This window comes from Enterobacter sp. LM3 (genome assembly GCF_046622475.1).
GTDB classification, from domain to species: Bacteria; Pseudomonadota; Gammaproteobacteria; order Enterobacterales; family Enterobacteriaceae; genus Enterobacter; species Enterobacter cloacae_P.
In genome coordinates, this window is the sequence record NZ_JBJURN010000015.1 from 47,523 (window position 1) to 64,346 (window position 16,824).

A 16,824-nucleotide genomic window follows, 5' to 3' on the forward strand; every position below is an offset into this window, starting at 1 on the left:
CGTCAGTATCCTTACTTAACCAGGATTTAACACGGAAAACGGCATCATTATTCCACTGCTCGCCGGGTTATAGCAAGATGACTTTTACCAATTATCACCCGGTTACTCACAGTTTCTTCACTTCAACGCGGTGATTGGTTTAATAACCACCAAATCGATTGCGCGAAACGGAGGGCAGGCCGGATAAAAGTAAATATAAGCATAGAAAAATGAGTGGCGCTAATGCCTGACGATATTTAGAATCGCCAACCATGAAAACAGAGACTCCAGCCGTAAAAATGGTTGCTATCGCGGATGACTACGCGGGGCAACGTATCGATAACTTTTTGCGCACCCAACTGAAAGGGGTGCCAAAGAGCATGATTTATCGCATCTTGCGTAAGGGTGAGGTGCGGGTTAACAAAAAACGCGTGAAGCCTGAGTATAAACTCGAAGCCGGTGATGAAGTGCGTATCCCGCCGGTACGTGTTGCCGAGCGCGAAGAAGAAGCGGTTTCACCGAAGCTACAGAAAGTGGCGGCCCTGAGTGATGTTATCCTCTATGAAGATGACTATATCCTGGTGCTGAACAAGCCGTCAGGCACGGCTGTGCATGGCGGTAGCGGTCTGAGCTTCGGTGTGATTGAAGGGCTGCGCGCACTGCGCCCGGAAGCACGTTTCCTCGAACTGGTTCACCGCCTTGATCGTGACACCTCCGGCGTGCTGTTGGTGGCGAAAAAGCGTTCTGCACTGCGTTCTCTTCATGAACAACTGCGCGAAAAAGGGATGCAGAAGGATTATCTGGCGCTGGTTCGCGGCCAGTGGCAGTCCCACGTTAAGGTAGTGCAGGCACCGTTGCTGAAAAATATTCTGCAAAGCGGCGAGCGTATTGTCCGTGTGAGTCAGGAAGGCAAGCCTTCTGAAACGCGATTCAAAGTTGAAGAACGCTATGAATTTGCCACGCTGATGCGTTGTAGTCCGGTGACCGGTCGTACTCACCAGATCCGTGTGCATACCCAGTATGCCGGGCATCCGATTGCGTTTGACGATCGTTATGGCGATCGTGAATTTGATAAGCAGTTAGCGGGCACGGGGTTGTCTCGTCTTTTCCTGCACGCGGCAGCGCTGAAGTTTACCCACCCGAATACGGGCGAAGTTATCCGTATTGAAGCGCCGCTGGATGAGCAGTTGAAGCGCTGTCTTAAAATTCTGCGCGGTTAAGGTAAAGGTAAAACGGCAACGAATGTTGCCGTTTTTAATGTTTGCTCCCTCGTCCTGTGGGAGAGTGCCGGGGCGAGGGCATCAGGCCGCAGCGATCCAATCACATCGTCAGCGGATTATACTCTTCTCGCCTTAACATCTGACACAGCGCAATCAGCGGTAACCCAATCAGCGTATTCGGATCGCGTCCCTCCAGCTTTTCAAACAGCGCAATCCCTAACCCTTCGCTTTTAAAACTGCCCGCACAGTTGAGTGGCCGTTCCCGGCGCACGTAGTCGATAATCTCTTGTTCGCTGAGATGGCGGAAGTGTACGTCAAAAGGCTCGCACTCGGTCTGCAGGTGACCGGAGGCAGAGTTATAGAGCGCGAGGCCAGTATAGAAGGTGACAATGTTACCGCGCGCTCGCATGAGCTGTTGGCGGGCGTTTTCTTCAGTATGGGGTTTGCCGGTGATTTCTCCGTCCAGCACACAAACCTGATCGGAGCCTATAATCAGATGTGCAGGGTAACGTACGGCAAGCGATTGTGCTTTTTCCTGGGCCAGACGGGTCACCAGATGGCGTGGAGATTCGCCAGGTTGTGGCGTCTCGTCAACGTCGGGTGCAGCACATTCAAACGGGATCCCGAGCTTTTCAAGCAACATTCGGCGGTAGGGTGAAGTGGAGGCGAGAACCAGATTTGGCATATTTTTATCACCAGGATATAGCGTATCGATGCCAGCCATTTTAAACTACAGGCCGCAATGTGTGCGAATAATTGGCAAAAGGCAGCCCTGGTTGCCTTTTTCTTTGACTATATGACGTTACAAAGTTAATATGCGCGCCCTATGCAAAAGGTAAAATTACCCCTGACTCTTGATCCGGTTCGTACGGCTCAAAAACGCCTCGATTATGAAGGGATCTATTCTTCCGATCAGGCTGAGCGTATCGCCGAATCCGTAGTCAGTGTGGACAGTGATGTGGAATGCTCCATGTCGTTCGCTATCGATAACCAGCGCCTTGCCGTATTAACCGGTGATGCAAAGGTGACGGTAACGCTCGAATGTCAGCGTTGCGGGAAACCGTTCGTACAACATGTTCACACAACGTATTGTTTCAGTCCGGTTCGCTCTGTCGAACAGGCTGAGGCACTCCCGGAAGCGTATGAGCCGATTGAGGTTAACGAATTCGGTGAAATCGATCTGCTGGCTCTGGTAGAAGATGAAATTATCCTCTCCTTGCCTGTAGTTCCGGTGCATGATTCTGAACACTGTGAAGTGTCCGAGGCGGACATGGTCTTTGGGGAACTGCCTGATGAAGCGCAAAAACCAAACCCATTTGCCGTATTAGCCAGCTTAAAGCGTAAGTAATTGAGGAGTAAGGTCCATGGCCGTACAACAGAATAAACCAACCCGTTCCAAACGTGGCATGCGTCGTTCCCATGACGCGCTGACTGCAGTTACCAGCCTGTCTGTAGACAAGACTTCTGGTGAAAAACACCTGCGTCACCACATCACTGCTGACGGTTTCTACCGCGGCCGCAAGGTTATCACTAAGTAATCACGCGCAAGCGTGATGAAGCTTAGTGAGGATTTCCCCAGGTCACTGGGGAAACACCAAACCAGGCAGTGACGATACCTTGACACGTCTAACCCTGGCGTTAGATGTCATGGGGGGAGATTTTGGCCCTTCTGTGACAGTGCCTGCAGCATTGCAGGCACTGAATTCTAATTCGCAACTCACACTTCTTTTAGTCGGTAACCCCGACACAATCACGCCATTACTTGCAAAAGCTGACTTCGAACAACGTTCGCGTCTGCAGATTATTCCTGCGCAGTCAGTTATTGCCAGTGATGCCCGGCCATCGCAAGCGATTCGCAATAGCCGTGGCAGCTCCATGCGAATAGCACTGGAGCTGGTGAAAGAAGGGCGAGCGCAGGCTTGCGTCAGTGCGGGAAATACCGGCGCGCTGATGGGGCTGTCGAAATTATTGCTCAAGCCTATTGAGGGCATTGAGCGCCCGGCGCTGGTGACGGTGTTACCGCACCAGCAAAAGGGCAAAACGGTGGTGCTCGATCTGGGTGCTAACGTCGATTGTGATAGTACAATGCTGGTTCAGTTCGCCGTGATGGGGTCGGTGCTGGCAGAAGATGTGGTCGGGATTAAAAACCCCCGCGTTGCGTTGCTGAATATTGGTGAAGAAGAGACCAAAGGCCTGGATAGTATTCGTGATGCTGCCGAATTACTTAAACAGGTTCCTTCCATCAACTATATTGGTTATCTCGAAGCCAATGAGTTGCTGACGGGTAAAACGGATGTATTAGTGTGTGATGGCTTCACCGGAAACGTAACGCTGAAGACCATGGAAGGGGTCGTTCGGATGTTTCTTTCTCTGCTGAAAACCCAGGGAGAAGGTAAAAAAAGGTCCTGGTGGCTGATTTTATTAAAGCGTTGGTTACAAAAAAGCCTGACGCGGCGATTCAGTCACCTCAACCCCGACCAGTATAATGGCGCCTGTCTGTTAGGATTGCGCGGCATCGTGATTAAGAGTCATGGAGCCGCCAATCAGCGAGCATTTTCCGTCGCGATTGAACAGGCAGTGCAGGCGGTGCAGCGACAAGTCCCTCAGCGGATTGCCGCTCGCCTGGGATCTGTATTAGCTAAAAGTGACTGAGCGTACATGTATACGAAGATTATTGGTACCGGCAGCTATCTGCCAAAACAAGTGCGAACCAACGCCGATCTGGAAAAAATGGTAGATACGTCTGACGAGTGGATTGTCACGCGCACAGGTATCCGTGAGCGTCGTATCGCCGCGCCAGATGAAACCGTTGCGACTATGGGCTACGAAGCGGCACAGCGTGCGCTCGAGATGGCCGGCATCGATAAAGAACAAATTGGTTTGATCGTGGTTGCCACGACGTCCGCCACGCATGCTTTCCCAAGCGCGGCATGCCAGGTGCAGAACATGCTCGGTATTAAGGGTTGCCCGGCGTTTGATGTTGCTGCTGCATGCGCAGGTTTCACCTATGCACTGAGCGTTGCCGATCAGTATGTCAAATCTGGCGCAGTAAAGTATGCGCTGGTGATCGGTGCTGACGTGCTGGCACGTACCTGCGATCCAACCGATCGTGGTACGATCATTATTTTTGGTGATGGTGCGGGCGCAGTGTTGCTGGGCCAGTCCGAAGAGCCGGGCATCATCTCCACGCATTTGCATGCCGACGGTAGCTACGGCGAGCTGTTGACACTGCCTAACGCCGATCGCGTTAATCCGGAGAACTCAATCCACCTGACAATGGCAGGTAATGAGGTATTCAAGGTGGCGGTGACCGAGCTTGCACATATTGTCGATGAAACGCTGGAAGCGAATCACCTTGAACGCTCTGCGCTCGACTGGCTGGTACCGCATCAGGCGAACCTGCGTATCATCACTGCGACCGCTAAAAAGCTGGGCATGCCGATGGATAACGTTGTCGTGACGCTGGATCGCCACGGCAACACCTCTGCGGCGTCGGTACCGTGTGCATTTGACGAAGCGGTACGCGATGGACGAATCAAACGGGGCCAGTTGGTCTTGCTTGAAGCCTTCGGTGGTGGATTCACCTGGGGTTCCGCGCTGGTTCGTTTCTAGAATAAGGATTAAAAAATGACGCAATTTGCTTTTGTGTTCCCGGGCCAGGGCTCTCAAACCGTTGGGATGTTGTCTGAAATGGCAGCAAACTATCCGGTAATCGAAGAGACTTTCCGTGAAGCTTCCGATGCGCTGGGTTATGATCTGTGGTCGTTGACCCAGCAGGGCCCAGCCGAAGAGCTGAACAAAACCTGGCAGACTCAGCCAGCACTGCTGACCGCATCCGTTGCGCTGTGGCGTGCATGGCAGCAGCAGGGCGGTAAAACGCCAGCGCTGCTCGCGGGTCACAGCCTGGGTGAATACTCTGCGCTGGTATGTGCAGGTGTGATCGCCTTTGCTGATGCAGTACGTCTGGTCGAACTGCGTGGTAAATTCATGCAGGAAGCGGTGCCAGAAGGAACGGGTGGCATGTCTGCCATCATCGGTCTGGATGATGCCTCTATTGCGAAAGCATGTGAAGAATCAGCCGAAGGCCAGGTGGTTTCTCCGGTTAACTTCAACTCGCCGGGCCAGGTGGTTATCGCGGGCCATAAAGAAGCGGTTGAACGTGCAGGTGCCGCCTGTAAAGCTGCAGGTGCGAAGCGTGCTCTGCCGCTGCCAGTGAGCGTTCCATCTCATTGCGCGCTGATGAAACCAGCAGCCGACAAACTGGCCATTGAGCTGGAAAAAATTGTCTTTAACGCACCGACGATTTCCGTTGTGAACAACGTCGATGTGAAATGCGAAACCGCGCCGGAAGCTATCCGTAACGCGCTGGTTCGCCAGCTTTATAGCCCGGTACAGTGGACCAAAACCGTTGAGTTTATGGCGTCACAGGGCGTTGAGCATCTGTATGAAGTTGGCCCAGGTAAAGTCCTCACCGGTCTGACAAAACGTATTGTTGACACCCTGACTGCCTCGGCGATTAACGAGCCGGAAGCGATGTCAGCGGCACTCTCGCAATAAAAGAGGAATACCATGAGTTTTGAAGGAAAAATCGCACTGGTCACCGGCGCAAGCCGTGGTATCGGGCGTGCAATTGCTGAAACACTGGTTGCGCGCGGCGCGAAAGTGATTGGTACAGCGACCAGCGAGAATGGCGCTAAAGCCATCAGCGAATATCTGGGTGCGAACGGTAAAGGTCTGGTACTGAATGTGACTGAACCTGCATCTATCGAATCTGTTCTGGAAAATATTCGCGCAGAGTTTGGCGAAGTGGACATTCTGGTAAATAATGCCGGGATCACGCGCGACAACCTGTTGATGCGAATGAAAGACGACGAGTGGAACGATATTATCGAAACCAATCTGTCATCTGTATTCCGTCTGTCAAAAGCGGTAATGCGCGCTATGATGAAAAAGCGTCATGGTCGTATTATCACTGTTGGTTCTGTGGTTGGTACCATGGGAAATGCTGGTCAGGCTAACTACGCTGCGGCGAAAGCGGGTCTGATCGGTTTCAGTAAGTCGCTGGCGCGTGAAGTCGCGTCACGCGGTATTACTGTAAACGTTGTTGCTCCGGGCTTTATTGAAACGGACATGACGCGTGCGCTGACCGATGATCAGCGTGCGGGTACGTTGGCGGCAGTTCCGGCGGGTCGTCTTGGCGACCCTAAAGAAATCGCCAGCGCGGTTGCATTTTTAGCCTCTGACGAAGCGGGTTACATCACTGGTGAAACCCTCCACGTCAACGGCGGAATGTACATGGTTTAATCACGATCGAAAATATTTGCGTTATTAGGGCGAATGGCCTCAAAATAACGTAAAATCGTGGTAAGACCTGCCGGGATTTAGTTGCAAATTTTTCAACATTTTATACACTACGAAAACCATCGCGAAAGCGAGTTTTGATAGGAAATTTAAGAGTATGAGCACTATCGAAGAACGCGTTAAGAAAATTATTGGCGAACAGCTGGGCGTTAAGCAGGAAGAAGTTGTGAACTCCGCTTCCTTCGTTGAAGACCTGGGCGCAGATTCTCTTGACACCGTTGAGCTGGTAATGGCTCTGGAAGAAGAGTTTGATACTGAGATTCCGGACGAAGAAGCTGAGAAAATCACCACCGTTCAGGCTGCCATTGATTACATCAACGGTCACCAGGCGTAAGTGAACATCTCCAGGCGGTCATTCGACCGCCTGAGTTTTATCTTTTTTAGTCCCACGAATCTCTTTTTTTTATCCCTCCCTGGAGGACAAACGTGTCTAAGCGTCGTGTAGTTGTGACCGGACTTGGCATGTTGTCTCCTGTCGGCAATACCGTAGAGTCCACCTGGAAAGCTCTCCTTGCCGGTCAGAGCGGCATCAGCCTAATCGACCATTTCGATACTAGCGCCTATGCAACGAAATTTGCTGGCTTAGTAAAGGATTTTAACTGTGAAGAGATAATCTCGCGCAAAGAACAGCGCAAGATGGATGCCTTCATTCAATATGGAATTGTCGCTGGCGTTCAGGCCATGCAGGATTCTGGTCTTGAAATTACGGAAGAGAACGCAACCCGTATCGGTGCCGCTATCGGCTCCGGGATTGGCGGTCTTGGCCTGATCGAGGAAAACCATACATCTCTGATGAATGGTGGCCCGCGTAAGATCAGCCCGTTCTTCGTTCCGTCCACGATTGTTAACATGGTGGCAGGTCACCTGACTATCATGTTCGGCCTGCGTGGGCCAAGCATTTCTATCGCTACCGCATGTACGTCTGGCGTACATAACATCGGCCAGGCCGCGCGTATCATTGCGTACGGCGATGCAGATGCTATGGTTGCAGGCGGTGCGGAAAAAGCCAGTACCCCGCTGGGTGTAGGTGGCTTTGGTGCGGCGCGTGCGCTGTCTACCCGTAACGATAACCCTCAGGCGGCGAGCCGTCCGTGGGATAAAGACCGTGATGGTTTCGTGTTGGGTGACGGTGCGGGCATGATCGTGCTGGAAGAGTACGAGCACGCGAAAAAACGCGGTGCGAAAATTTATGCTGAAATCGTTGGCTTTGGTATGAGCAGTGATGCCTACCACATGACGTCACCACCAGAAAATGGTGCCGGTGCCGCGCTGGCAATGGCAAATGCGATTCGCGATGCGGGTATTACCCCTGCGCAGATCGGCTACGTTAACGCGCACGGTACGTCTACTCCTGCGGGCGATAAAGCAGAAACTCAGGCCGTTAAGTCTATCTTCGGCGAATCTGCCCGCCGCGTACTGGTGAGCTCGACGAAATCCATGACCGGTCACCTGTTGGGTGCGGCGGGTGCAGTAGAGTCTATCTACTCTATCCTGGCGCTGCGCGATCAGGCTGTACCGCCAACCATCAACCTGGATAACCCGGATGAAGGTTGTGACCTGGATTTCGTACCGCACGAAGCGCGTCAGGTTAGTGGCATGGAGTACACGCTGTGTAACTCCTTCGGCTTTGGTGGCACCAACGGCTCTCTGATCTTCAAAAAGATTTGAGTCTGGCTGCCCGATGGCTATCAAAAAAGGTCCGCTTGTCGGACCTTTTTTATTAGGTCTTTTCTTCTTGTCGGGTGTACGACATCCTGCCAGACTGAACCCCCACGCATAAGGAGCCACCATGTTTTTAATCAATGGCCTTGAGCTAGATTCTCTGCCTGCCAGCGACAGAGCAACTCAGTTTGGTGATGGCTGCTTTACGACGGCGCGCATTCTTGACGGGGATGTATGCCTGCTTGATGCGCATATCCGCCGCCTGCAAAATGCCTGTGAAACCTTGCTGATCCCATTTACACAGTGGGATACGCTGCGGCACGAAATGTGCCAGCTGGCGTCAGGGAAGAGCAGCGGGGTACTCAAAGTGCTTATCAGTCGCGGCAGCGGGGGGCGGGGCTACAGTGGAGCCCGTTGCGAACATCCGACACGGATCCTGTCGGTTTCCGCGTACCCTGCCCATTACGAACGCTGGCGTAAAGAGGGCGTTACCCTGACGCTTAGCCCGGTACGTCTGGGGCGAAACCCAATGCTTGCCGGTATTAAACACCTCAACCGCCTGGAACAGGTGCTTATCCGTACTCATCTTGAGCAGACGGACGCTGATGAGGCGCTGGTTCTTGACAGCGAAGGGTTCATTACGGAATGCTGTGCGGCTAATTTACTCTGGCGGCAGGGTCGTGATGTTTTCACGCCTTCACTGGAGCAGGCCGGTGTGAACGGCATCATGCGTCAGTTTTGCTTACAGCACCTGGCACACTCGGGCTTTCGTGTTGTCGAAGTGAGTGCGAGGGAAGAGGCGCTGCAGAAAGCTGATGAAATGATTATCTGCAATGCGCTGATGCCTGTTGTGCCCGTACGCGCTTATGGCCAACTCCACCTGCCATCGCGCGAGCTGTTTCAGTTTTTAGCCCCGATATGTGAGCAAACCAGATAGTCATGAAGAAAATGTTGCGCTTTGTTCTCCTCCTTGTCGTTACGCTGGGTATTGCTGGCGGAGCAGGAGTGTGGAAGGTTCGCCAACTGGCGGACAGTAAAATCCTGATTAAAGACGAGATGATTTTTACCCTTAAAGCGGGTACCGGGCGGCAGGCGCTGGGTGAGCAGCTTTATGGCGATAAGATCATTAACCGCCCGCGCGTATTCCAGTGGTTACTGCGTGTTGAACCTGCGCTGTCCCACTTCAAAGCCGGGACTTATCGCTTCACCCCGGGAATGACCGTCAGGGAGATGCTGCTGTTGCTGGAAAGTGGCAAAGAGGCACAGTTCCCGCTGCGTTTTGTTGAAGGTATGCGCCTGAGCGATTACCTCAAACAACTGCGCGATGCTCCGTATATTAAGCATACCCTGAAAGATGACCGCTACCAGACGGTGGCTGAGGTACTGAAATTCGAACATCCTGAGTGGGTAGAAGGCTGGTTCTGGCCAGATACCTGGATGTATACGGCAGGTACCACTGATGTTGCCATTCTGAAGCGGGCGCACAAAAAAATGGTCGCGGCGGTCGGGGCGGCCTGGGAAGGGCGCATCGATGGGTTGCCGTATAAAGATCAAAATCAGTTTGTTACGATGTCCTCGATCATCGAGAAAGAGACGGCCGTTGCCGCAGAGCGCGACCAGGTGGCGTCGGTCTTTATCAACCGTTTGCGCATCGGCATGCGCCTGCAAACCGACCCTACCGTGATTTACGGCATGGGAGAGGGTTATAACGGTAAGATATCCAGAAAAGATCTGGAGACACCAACGGCGTATAATACTTACGTGATTAGTGGTTTACCGCCGGGCCCGATTGCGACCCCGAGCGAAGCATCGCTTCAGGCTGCCGCGCACCCGGCAAAAACACCGTATCTCTATTTTGTGGCTGATGGAAAAGGTGGTCATACCTTTAACACCAACCTTGCCAGCCATAATCGCTCTGTTCAGGACTATCTGAAGGCACTTAAGGAAAAAAATGCGCAGTAAATACATTGTCATTGAGGGACTCGAAGGGGCAGGTAAAACCACCGCCCGCAACGTGGTCGTTGAGACGCTGAAATCGCATGGTATTGCGGATATGGTGTTCACCCGTGAGCCGGGCGGCACGCAGCTGGCTGAAAAACTGCGTAGTCTGGTGCTGGATATCAAATCCGTAGGCGACGAAGTTATCACCGACAAAGCCGAAGTGCTGATGTTCTATGCTGCGCGTGTGCAGCTGGTGGAGACAGTGATCAAACCCGCGCTGACCGAAGGTAAGTGGGTCATTGGCGATCGCCACGATCTGTCTACCCAGGCTTATCAGGGTGGTGGTCGCGGTATTGACCAGACGATGCTCGCAACGCTGCGTGATGTGGTGCTCGGTGATTTCCGCCCCGATCTGACGCTCTATCTGGACGTAACGCCGGAAGTGGGGCTGAAGCGCGCACGTGCGCGTGGTGAACTGGATCGCATTGAGCAAGAGTCATTCGATTTCTTTAACCGTACTCGTGCGCGTTATCTTGAACTGGCCGGACAGGACAGCACAATTCGTACCATTGATGCAACGCAATCCCTTGAGGTTGTCACTCGTTCCATTCAGGAAACCGTCGCGCAATGGCTACAGGAACAACAGGCATGAAATGGTATCCGTGGTTGCGCCCGCACTTTGAACAGCTGGTCAACAGCTATCAGGGCGGTCGGGGGCATCATGCGTTACTGATTCAGGCATTGCCGGGTATGGGCGATGATGCGTTGATTTACGCCATCACCCGTTTTCTGATGTGCCAACAGCCGGAAGGACACAAAAGCTGTGGCAAATGCCGTGGCTGCCAGCTGATGCAGGCCGGTACACATCCTGACTATTACACACTTGAACCTGAGAAAGGTAAAAGTACGCTCGGTATTGACGCTGTGCGTGAAGTTAGCGAAAAATTGTACGAACACGCGCGACTCAACGGGGCAAAAGTCATCTGGCTGAAAGATGCGGCACTGCTTACCGAAGCAGCCGCTAACGCACTGTTGAAAACGCTGGAAGAACCGCCGGAAAAAACCTGGTTCTTCCTGTCATGCCGTGAGCCGGGCAGATTGCTGGCCACGCTACGCAGCCGCTGTCGCCTTCATCACCTCGCAGTGCCTCAGGAATCGTGGGCGCTTAGCTGGCTGGAACGGGAAGTGACAACGTCACAAGACGTGGCGCTCTCTGCACTACGCCTGTGCGGTGGCGCACCGGCTGCAGCTCTGGCGATGCTGCAACCGGATGTCTGGTCACAGCGTGAGGCGCTCTGCCAGGCTGTCGAATCTTCACTGAATAGCCGCGACTGGTTGAGCCTGCTGCCTGTACTCAATAGCGATCAGGTTACCGAGCGTCTGCACTGGCTGGCCTCCTTACTCCTTGATGCGTTCAAGATCCAGCAAGGGGCGACGTTGTTGACTAACCCTGATGCCTGGCCGCTGGTGAACACCCTGGCGAACGCTCTGTCAGGCACGTCCCTGCGCGCTATCCTCCATGACGTTTGTCAGAGCCGCGAACAACTTTTGGCCGTCACGGGTCTCAATCGAGAGCTTTTACTGACCGACCAGTTACTGCGTATTGAACATTACCTGCAACCGGGCGTGATACCGCCCGTTTCCCATCTCTGAGAGAGACATTATGTTTTTAGTCGACTCACACTGCCATCTCGATGGCCTGGATTATCAATCCCTGCATAAAAACGTGGACGATGTACTGGCAAAAGCCGCTGCCCGTGATGTGAAATTTTGCCTGGCTGTAGCAACGACGCTACCGGGTTACCGCACCATGCGTGAGCTGGTGGGCGTTCGCGATAACGTCGTGTTCTCCTGCGGTGTGCATCCGCTGAATCAGGATGAAGAGTACGACGTTGAAGAGTTACGTCGTCTGGCTGCGGAAGAGGGCGTGGTGGCGCTGGGGGAGACCGGGCTGGATTATTATTACACGCCGGAAACAAAACCACGCCAGCAGGAATCGTTCCGTCACCACATTCGCATTGGTCGCGAGCTGAACAAGCCAGTTATTGTCCATACCCGTGATGCGCGTGCGGATACGCTGGCGATCCTCAGGGAAGAAAAAGTGACGGATTGCGGTGGCGTACTACACTGTTTCACAGAGGACAGAGAAACGGCGGGTAAGCTGCTTGATTTGGGGTTTTATATCTCGTTTTCGGGGATCGTTACGTTCCGCAACGCAGAACAACTGCGTGATGCCGCGCGTTATGTTCCTCTCGATCGTATTCTGGTGGAGACAGACTCTCCTTACCTGGCACCGGTACCGCACCGCGGTAAAGAAAACCAGCCAGCCATGACGAGAGATGTGGCTGAGTATATGGCCGTTCTGAAGGGGGTTAGCATCGATGAGCTGGCTCGCACCACAACGGAAAACTTCGCAATGCTGTTCCACATTGATCCCGCCCGCCTGCAATCTGTTTGATACACCTGTTTTTTTTAGGCTCGTAATTAATAAACAAAGCGAGTAAAGTTCACCGCCTCATTTGGGGCGGTGATGGTGTTTTTAGACACATCCAGAAATGCTTTTTGTAAATGTCTGAAAGTTTTTTGGCCGCCTTAAGCTGAAACGTGATAGCCGTCAAACAAACTCAGAGGGATTTATTTTACTCTGTGTAATAAATAAAGGGCGCTTAGATGTCCCGTCCACGGCACGGTACTCCCCCCGGGCCAATGCGTGAAAGCGTAAAAAAAAGCACAAATACTCAGGAGCACTCTCAATTATGTTTAAGAATGCATTTGCTAACCTGCAAAAGGTCGGTAAATCGCTGATGCTACCAGTATCCGTACTGCCTATCGCAGGTATTCTGCTGGGTGTCGGTTCTGCTAACTTCAGCTGGCTGCCAGCCGTAGTTTCTCATGTGATGGCCGAAGCAGGCGGCTCAGTTTTTGCTAACATGCCGCTGATCTTCGCTATCGGTGTTGCTCTGGGCTTCACCAATAACGACGGTGTATCTGCTCTGGCTTCAGTGGTTGCCTACGGCATCATGGTGAAAACTATGGCTGTGGTTGCGCCGCTGGTTCTGCATTTACCTGCTGAAGAGATCGCAGCGAAACACCTGGCAGACACCGGTGTTCTGGGCGGTATCATCTCCGGTGCGATTGCAGCGTATATGTTCAACCGCTTCTATCGCATCAAGCTGCCTGAGTATCTGGGCTTCTTCGCGGGCAAGCGTTTTGTTCCGATCATTTCTGGTCTGGCCGCGATTATTCTGGGCGTGCTCTTGTCCTTCATCTGGCCTCCAATTGGTTCTGCGATCCAGGCATTCTCCCAGTGGGCTGCTTACCAGAACCCGGTTGTGGCGTTCGGTATCTACGGCTTCGTTGAACGCTGCCTGGTACCATTCGGTCTGCACCACATCTGGAACGTTCCATTCCAGATGCAGATTGGTGAATTCACCAACGCCGCAGGTCAGGTGTTCCACGGTGATATCCCACGTTATATGGCAGGTGACCCAACTGCAGGCAAACTGTCTGGTGGTTTCCTGTTCAAAATGTACGGTCTGCCAGCCGCTGCAATTGCAATCTGGCACTCTGCTAAACCAGAGAACCGTGCAAAAGTGGGCGGTATCATGATCTCCGCAGCGTTGACCTCGTTCCTGACCGGTATCACCGAGCCGATCGAGTTCTCCTTCATGTTCGTTGCGCCGATCCTGTACGTTATCCACGCAGTTCTGGCAGGTCTGGCATTCCCAATCTGTATTCTGCTGGGTATGCGTGACGGTACGTCCTTCTCTCACGGCCTGATCGACTTCATCGTTCTGTCCGGTAACAGCAGCAAACTGTGGCTGTTCCCAGTGGTTGGTGCGTGCTACGCCGTTCTGTACTACACCATCTTCCGTGTGCTGATCAAAGCACTGGACCTGAAAACACCAGGTCGTGAAGATGCGTCAGAAGACAGCAAAGCTGGCGTGACCAGCGAAATGGCTCCGGCTCTGGTTGCCGCGTTCGGTGGTAAAGAAAACATCACTAACCTGGACGCGTGTATCACTCGTCTGCGTGTGAGTGTTGCCGACGTTGCGAAAGTAGACCAGCCTGGTCTGAAAAAACTGGGCGCAGCGGGCGTCGTAGTGGCTGGTTCTGGTGTTCAGGCAATCTTCGGTACGAAATCCGATAACCTGAAAACCGAAATGGATGAATACATCCGCAGCAACTAAGTTGTGATCTGGGGAGACTAAGGCAGCCGAATGGCTGCCTTTTTTATATGTGGAGCGGATGAAACGCCACCGTAAAAAATGAAACAGGTGTCTGAGTGGTTACTCTCCAGCCAGCTGGTCAGCAATAAGGAAAGAAATCGAGGGAGAAGGTTGAAAGGGCAGGAGAAATTCGCTCATACTCTTGAGTTATGTCACACAGTAATACAGACATTGTGTGTTAACAGCGGACGCACCACGCCAGATTAAACAAAAAAGGAACAGGTCATGGCTGAAGAAACTATTTTCAGTAAAATTATCCGCCGCGAAATCCCGTCGGATATCGTCTATCAGGACGAGCTGGTGACGGCTTTCCGGGACATTTCACCTCAGGCACCGACACATATCCTTATTATTCCAAATATTCTGATTCCGACCATGAATGACGTAAAAACCGAGCATGAAGTGGCATTAGGCCGTATGCTGACGGTGGCCGCGAAAATTGCTGAGCAGGAAGGGATTGCGGAAGACGGTTACCGTCTGATCATGAACTGTAATCGCCACGGTGGTCAGGAAGTTTATCATATTCATATGCATCTGCTGGGTGGTCGTCCCCTGGGGCCGATGCTGGCACACAAAGGTCTTTGACATGTTAAGAGGGCGTATTGTGGCGCTGGTAATGACAATGGTGATGGTCGGGTGCAGCGCGCGTCCGGCGATCCCGGTCAGTGATGAACAGACGCTGGTGATGGAATCTTCCGTGCTTGCTGCGGGTATCACGGCAGAGCAACCCGCGTTGACCATCAGTGAAATTCAGTCTTCTGCTTCCTCTACGCTCTTCAACGAAAGACATGAGCCGGTAACGGTGCACTACCGTTTTTACTGGTATGACGTAAGAGGCCTTGAAATGCACCCGCTTGAGGCGACGCGCAGCGTCACCATTCCGGCAAGGTCGTCAGTCACGCTTTATGGCAGCGCCAACTCTCTGGGTGCGCATAAGGTGCGGCTTTATCTTTATTTGTAAGGGGTGAACCTTGATTAAAAATATGAGCCGTTATGCGCTCGTGACCGCTTTTGCACTCTTCCTTGCAGGGTGTGTGACGCGAACGGAACAACCTGCTCCTGTGGAAGAGGCCAAACCAGGCACAGAGCAGCCGACACAACCAACGGAGCCGCAGCCAACCGTGCCGTCTGTACCGAGCATTCCGGCACAGCCAGGCCCGATTGAACATCAGGATCAAACGTCCCAGCCTGCACCACGCGTGCGTCACTATGACTGGAACGGCGCGATGCAGCCGATGGTAGGCAAAATGCTGCAGGCGCAAGGCGTCACGCCGGGAAGCGTACTGCTGGTGGACAGCGTGAATAACCGTACTAACGGTTCCCTGAACGCGGGTGAAGCGACGGAAACGCTGCGCAATGCCCTGGCAAATAACGGTAAATTTACGCTGGTCTCCGCGCAACAGCTGGCAGTTGCCAAACAGCAACTGGGCCTGTCTCCACAGGATAGCCTCGGTTCGCGTAGCAAGGCGATTGGTATCGCCCGTAACGTTGGCGCTCAGTATGTGCTCTACTCAAACGCCTCCGGTAACGTGAATACGCCAGCGCTGCAGATGCAGCTGATGCTGGTTCAGACAGGCGAAATTATCTGGTCAGGTAAAGGTGCCGTTACGCAACAATAACTGCACGCGTGAAGATGTTCTGACGCGTTATTTCCCTCAGTATCGCCTTATCGCGCCGCAGGCCCATTCTGGGCTTGGCGGCGCGAGTTGCATTATTGAGCAAGACTCTCATCGGCTGGTTTTGCGCCAGCATCATGATGCTTCCGCTCCTGCCTCCCACTTTCGTCGACAGTATCGCGCGTTGAGGCGTCTTCCGGTGGATCTCGTGCCGCAGCCGTGTTTTTTTATGCAGGGCTGGATGGCCGTGGAATATCTTGCGGGAGAGATCAAAAGCGAGCTGCCGGATCCCCCCACGCTTGCGGCTATGTTGTATCATCTGCACAGCCAGCCGCGTCTGGGGTGGCGAGTTACGCTGGCACCACTGCTTGAACAATACTGGCAGCAGGCTTTACCCGGCAGACGAACGCCTTTCTGGCTGGCTGAGCTTAAACGGCTGCGTAAAGCGGGAGAGCCACAGCCGCTACGGTTGGTACCATTGCATATGGATGTCCACGCCGGGAATATCGTTCATACGTCAGCAGGGACCAGGCTTATCGACTGGGAATATGCCGGAGACGGGGATGTGGCACTGGAGCTGGCAGCAGTGTGGGCGGAAGAGGATACCGCGCGACAAACGCTCATCAGCGACTATGCCCGGATTGCCCACCTGGATGCCACAATTCTGGCTCATCAGGTCAGGCGCTGGCGGCCGTGGGTATTGATGCTGATGGCAGGCTGGTTCGAAGTCCGCCTGCGGCAGTCCGGTGACAAACAATTTATTACGCTGGCAGATGACGTCTGGCGTCAGTTACAAACTAAAGGATAAGAGAGGTT

Annotated in this window: 20 protein-coding genes; 19 read left to right on the top strand and 1 reads right to left on the bottom strand. The window is 53.2% G+C overall.

From position 1 onward, the window contains the following. The first annotated feature begins 251 nt into the window (after positions 1-251). Complete coding sequence (gene rluC / locus ACJ9N4_RS15680) at positions 252-1,199, top strand: 23S rRNA pseudouridine(955/2504/2580) synthase RluC (protein ID WP_411500605.1); 948 nt, start codon at positions 252-254, stop codon at positions 1,197-1,199. A 100-nt stretch (positions 1,200-1,299) separates the two neighbouring features. Here rluC and ACJ9N4_RS15685 read toward each other — a convergent pair whose 3' ends face one another. Then, positions 1,300-1,884, bottom strand: coding sequence for a Maf family protein (locus tag ACJ9N4_RS15685; protein ID WP_182271022.1), 585 nt, complete (start codon positions 1,882-1,884; stop codon positions 1,300-1,302). Positions 1,885-2,025: 141 nt separating this feature from the next. Between ACJ9N4_RS15685 and yceD the strand changes: the two genes are divergently transcribed. From yceD to thiK, 18 genes are all read left to right on the top strand, one after another. Continuing rightward, positions 2,026-2,547, top strand: a complete 522-nt coding sequence (gene yceD / locus ACJ9N4_RS15690) for a 23S rRNA accumulation protein YceD (RefSeq protein WP_182271023.1) — start codon at positions 2,026-2,028, stop codon at positions 2,545-2,547. Positions 2,548-2,563: 16 nt separating this feature from the next. Beyond that, on the top strand, positions 2,564-2,737 hold the full coding sequence (rpmF, locus tag ACJ9N4_RS15695) for a 50S ribosomal protein L32 (RefSeq protein WP_003857964.1): 174 nt from the start codon (positions 2,564-2,566) through the stop codon (positions 2,735-2,737). 79 nt (positions 2,738-2,816) lie between these two features. Next, positions 2,817-3,851: a phosphate acyltransferase PlsX gene (plsX, locus tag ACJ9N4_RS15700; protein ID WP_182274491.1), complete on the top strand. Its 1,035-nt coding sequence runs from the start codon at positions 2,817-2,819 to the stop codon at positions 3,849-3,851. Between the two features lie 6 nt (positions 3,852-3,857). Further along, the gene (locus ACJ9N4_RS15705) at positions 3,858-4,811 is read left to right on the top strand and encodes a beta-ketoacyl-ACP synthase III (RefSeq protein ID WP_182919791.1); all 954 of its coding nucleotides are present in this window, start codon (positions 3,858-3,860) and stop codon (positions 4,809-4,811) included. Positions 4,812-4,826: 15 nt separating this feature from the next. Beyond that, positions 4,827-5,756, top strand: coding sequence for an ACP S-malonyltransferase (fabD, locus tag ACJ9N4_RS15710; RefSeq protein WP_182271025.1), 930 nt, complete (start codon positions 4,827-4,829; stop codon positions 5,754-5,756). A 12-nt stretch (positions 5,757-5,768) separates the two neighbouring features. Beyond that, the gene (gene fabG, locus ACJ9N4_RS15715) at positions 5,769-6,503 is read left to right on the top strand and encodes a 3-oxoacyl-ACP reductase FabG (protein ID WP_182271026.1); all 735 of its coding nucleotides are present in this window, start codon (positions 5,769-5,771) and stop codon (positions 6,501-6,503) included. A gap of 154 nt (positions 6,504-6,657) precedes the next feature. Continuing rightward, positions 6,658-6,894, top strand: a complete 237-nt coding sequence (gene acpP / locus ACJ9N4_RS15720) for an acyl carrier protein (protein ID WP_003857954.1) — start codon at positions 6,658-6,660, stop codon at positions 6,892-6,894. A gap of 92 nt (positions 6,895-6,986) precedes the next feature. After that, positions 6,987-8,228: a beta-ketoacyl-ACP synthase II gene (fabF, locus tag ACJ9N4_RS15725; protein WP_182919793.1), complete on the top strand. Its 1,242-nt coding sequence runs from the start codon at positions 6,987-6,989 to the stop codon at positions 8,226-8,228. A 121-nt stretch (positions 8,229-8,349) separates the two neighbouring features. Continuing rightward, entirely contained in the window at positions 8,350-9,159 is an 810-nt protein-coding gene (gene pabC, locus ACJ9N4_RS15730; RefSeq protein WP_182919794.1) for an aminodeoxychorismate lyase, read from the top strand. Between the two features lie 2 nt (positions 9,160-9,161). Next, positions 9,162-10,184: a cell division protein YceG gene (yceG, locus tag ACJ9N4_RS15735; protein WP_411500606.1), complete on the top strand. Its 1,023-nt coding sequence runs from the start codon at positions 9,162-9,164 to the stop codon at positions 10,182-10,184. Further along, positions 10,174-10,815, top strand: a complete 642-nt coding sequence (tmk, locus tag ACJ9N4_RS15740) for a dTMP kinase (protein ID WP_182919795.1) — start codon at positions 10,174-10,176, stop codon at positions 10,813-10,815. The genes yceG and tmk overlap by 11 nt, the downstream gene beginning before the upstream one ends. Next, entirely contained in the window at positions 10,812-11,816 is a 1,005-nt protein-coding gene (gene holB, locus ACJ9N4_RS15745; RefSeq protein ID WP_182919796.1) for a DNA polymerase III subunit delta', read from the top strand. Before tmk ends, holB begins: the two co-directional genes overlap by 4 nt. A 10-nt stretch (positions 11,817-11,826) precedes the next feature. Further along, the gene (locus ACJ9N4_RS15750; RefSeq protein ID WP_182919797.1) at positions 11,827-12,621 is read left to right on the top strand and encodes a metal-dependent hydrolase; all 795 of its coding nucleotides are present in this window, start codon (positions 11,827-11,829) and stop codon (positions 12,619-12,621) included. Between the two features lie 298 nt (positions 12,622-12,919). Then, positions 12,920-14,353 (top strand): PTS glucose transporter subunit IIBC, encoded by a 1,434-nt coding sequence (gene ptsG / locus ACJ9N4_RS15755; protein WP_182271033.1) that lies wholly within the window; start codon positions 12,920-12,922, stop codon positions 14,351-14,353. A gap of 264 nt (positions 14,354-14,617) precedes the next feature. After that, positions 14,618-14,977 (top strand): purine nucleoside phosphoramidase, encoded by a 360-nt coding sequence (hinT, locus tag ACJ9N4_RS15760; RefSeq protein WP_182271034.1) that lies wholly within the window; start codon positions 14,618-14,620, stop codon positions 14,975-14,977. Between the two features lies 1 nt (position 14,978). Next, positions 14,979-15,353 carry a YcfL family protein gene (locus ACJ9N4_RS15765; RefSeq protein WP_182919798.1) on the top strand — a complete coding sequence of 125 codons (375 nt, stop codon included), beginning with the start codon at positions 14,979-14,981 and terminating at the stop codon, positions 15,351-15,353. A 10-nt stretch (positions 15,354-15,363) separates the two neighbouring features. Beyond that, complete coding sequence (gene lpoB, locus ACJ9N4_RS15770; protein WP_182271036.1) at positions 15,364-16,011, top strand: penicillin-binding protein activator LpoB; 648 nt, start codon at positions 15,364-15,366, stop codon at positions 16,009-16,011. Then, positions 15,992-16,816 carry a thiamine kinase gene (gene thiK / locus ACJ9N4_RS15775; RefSeq protein WP_182919799.1) on the top strand — a complete coding sequence of 275 codons (825 nt, stop codon included), beginning with the start codon at positions 15,992-15,994 and terminating at the stop codon, positions 16,814-16,816. Before lpoB ends, thiK begins: the two co-directional genes overlap by 20 nt. Positions 16,817-16,824 lie beyond the last annotated feature (8 nt).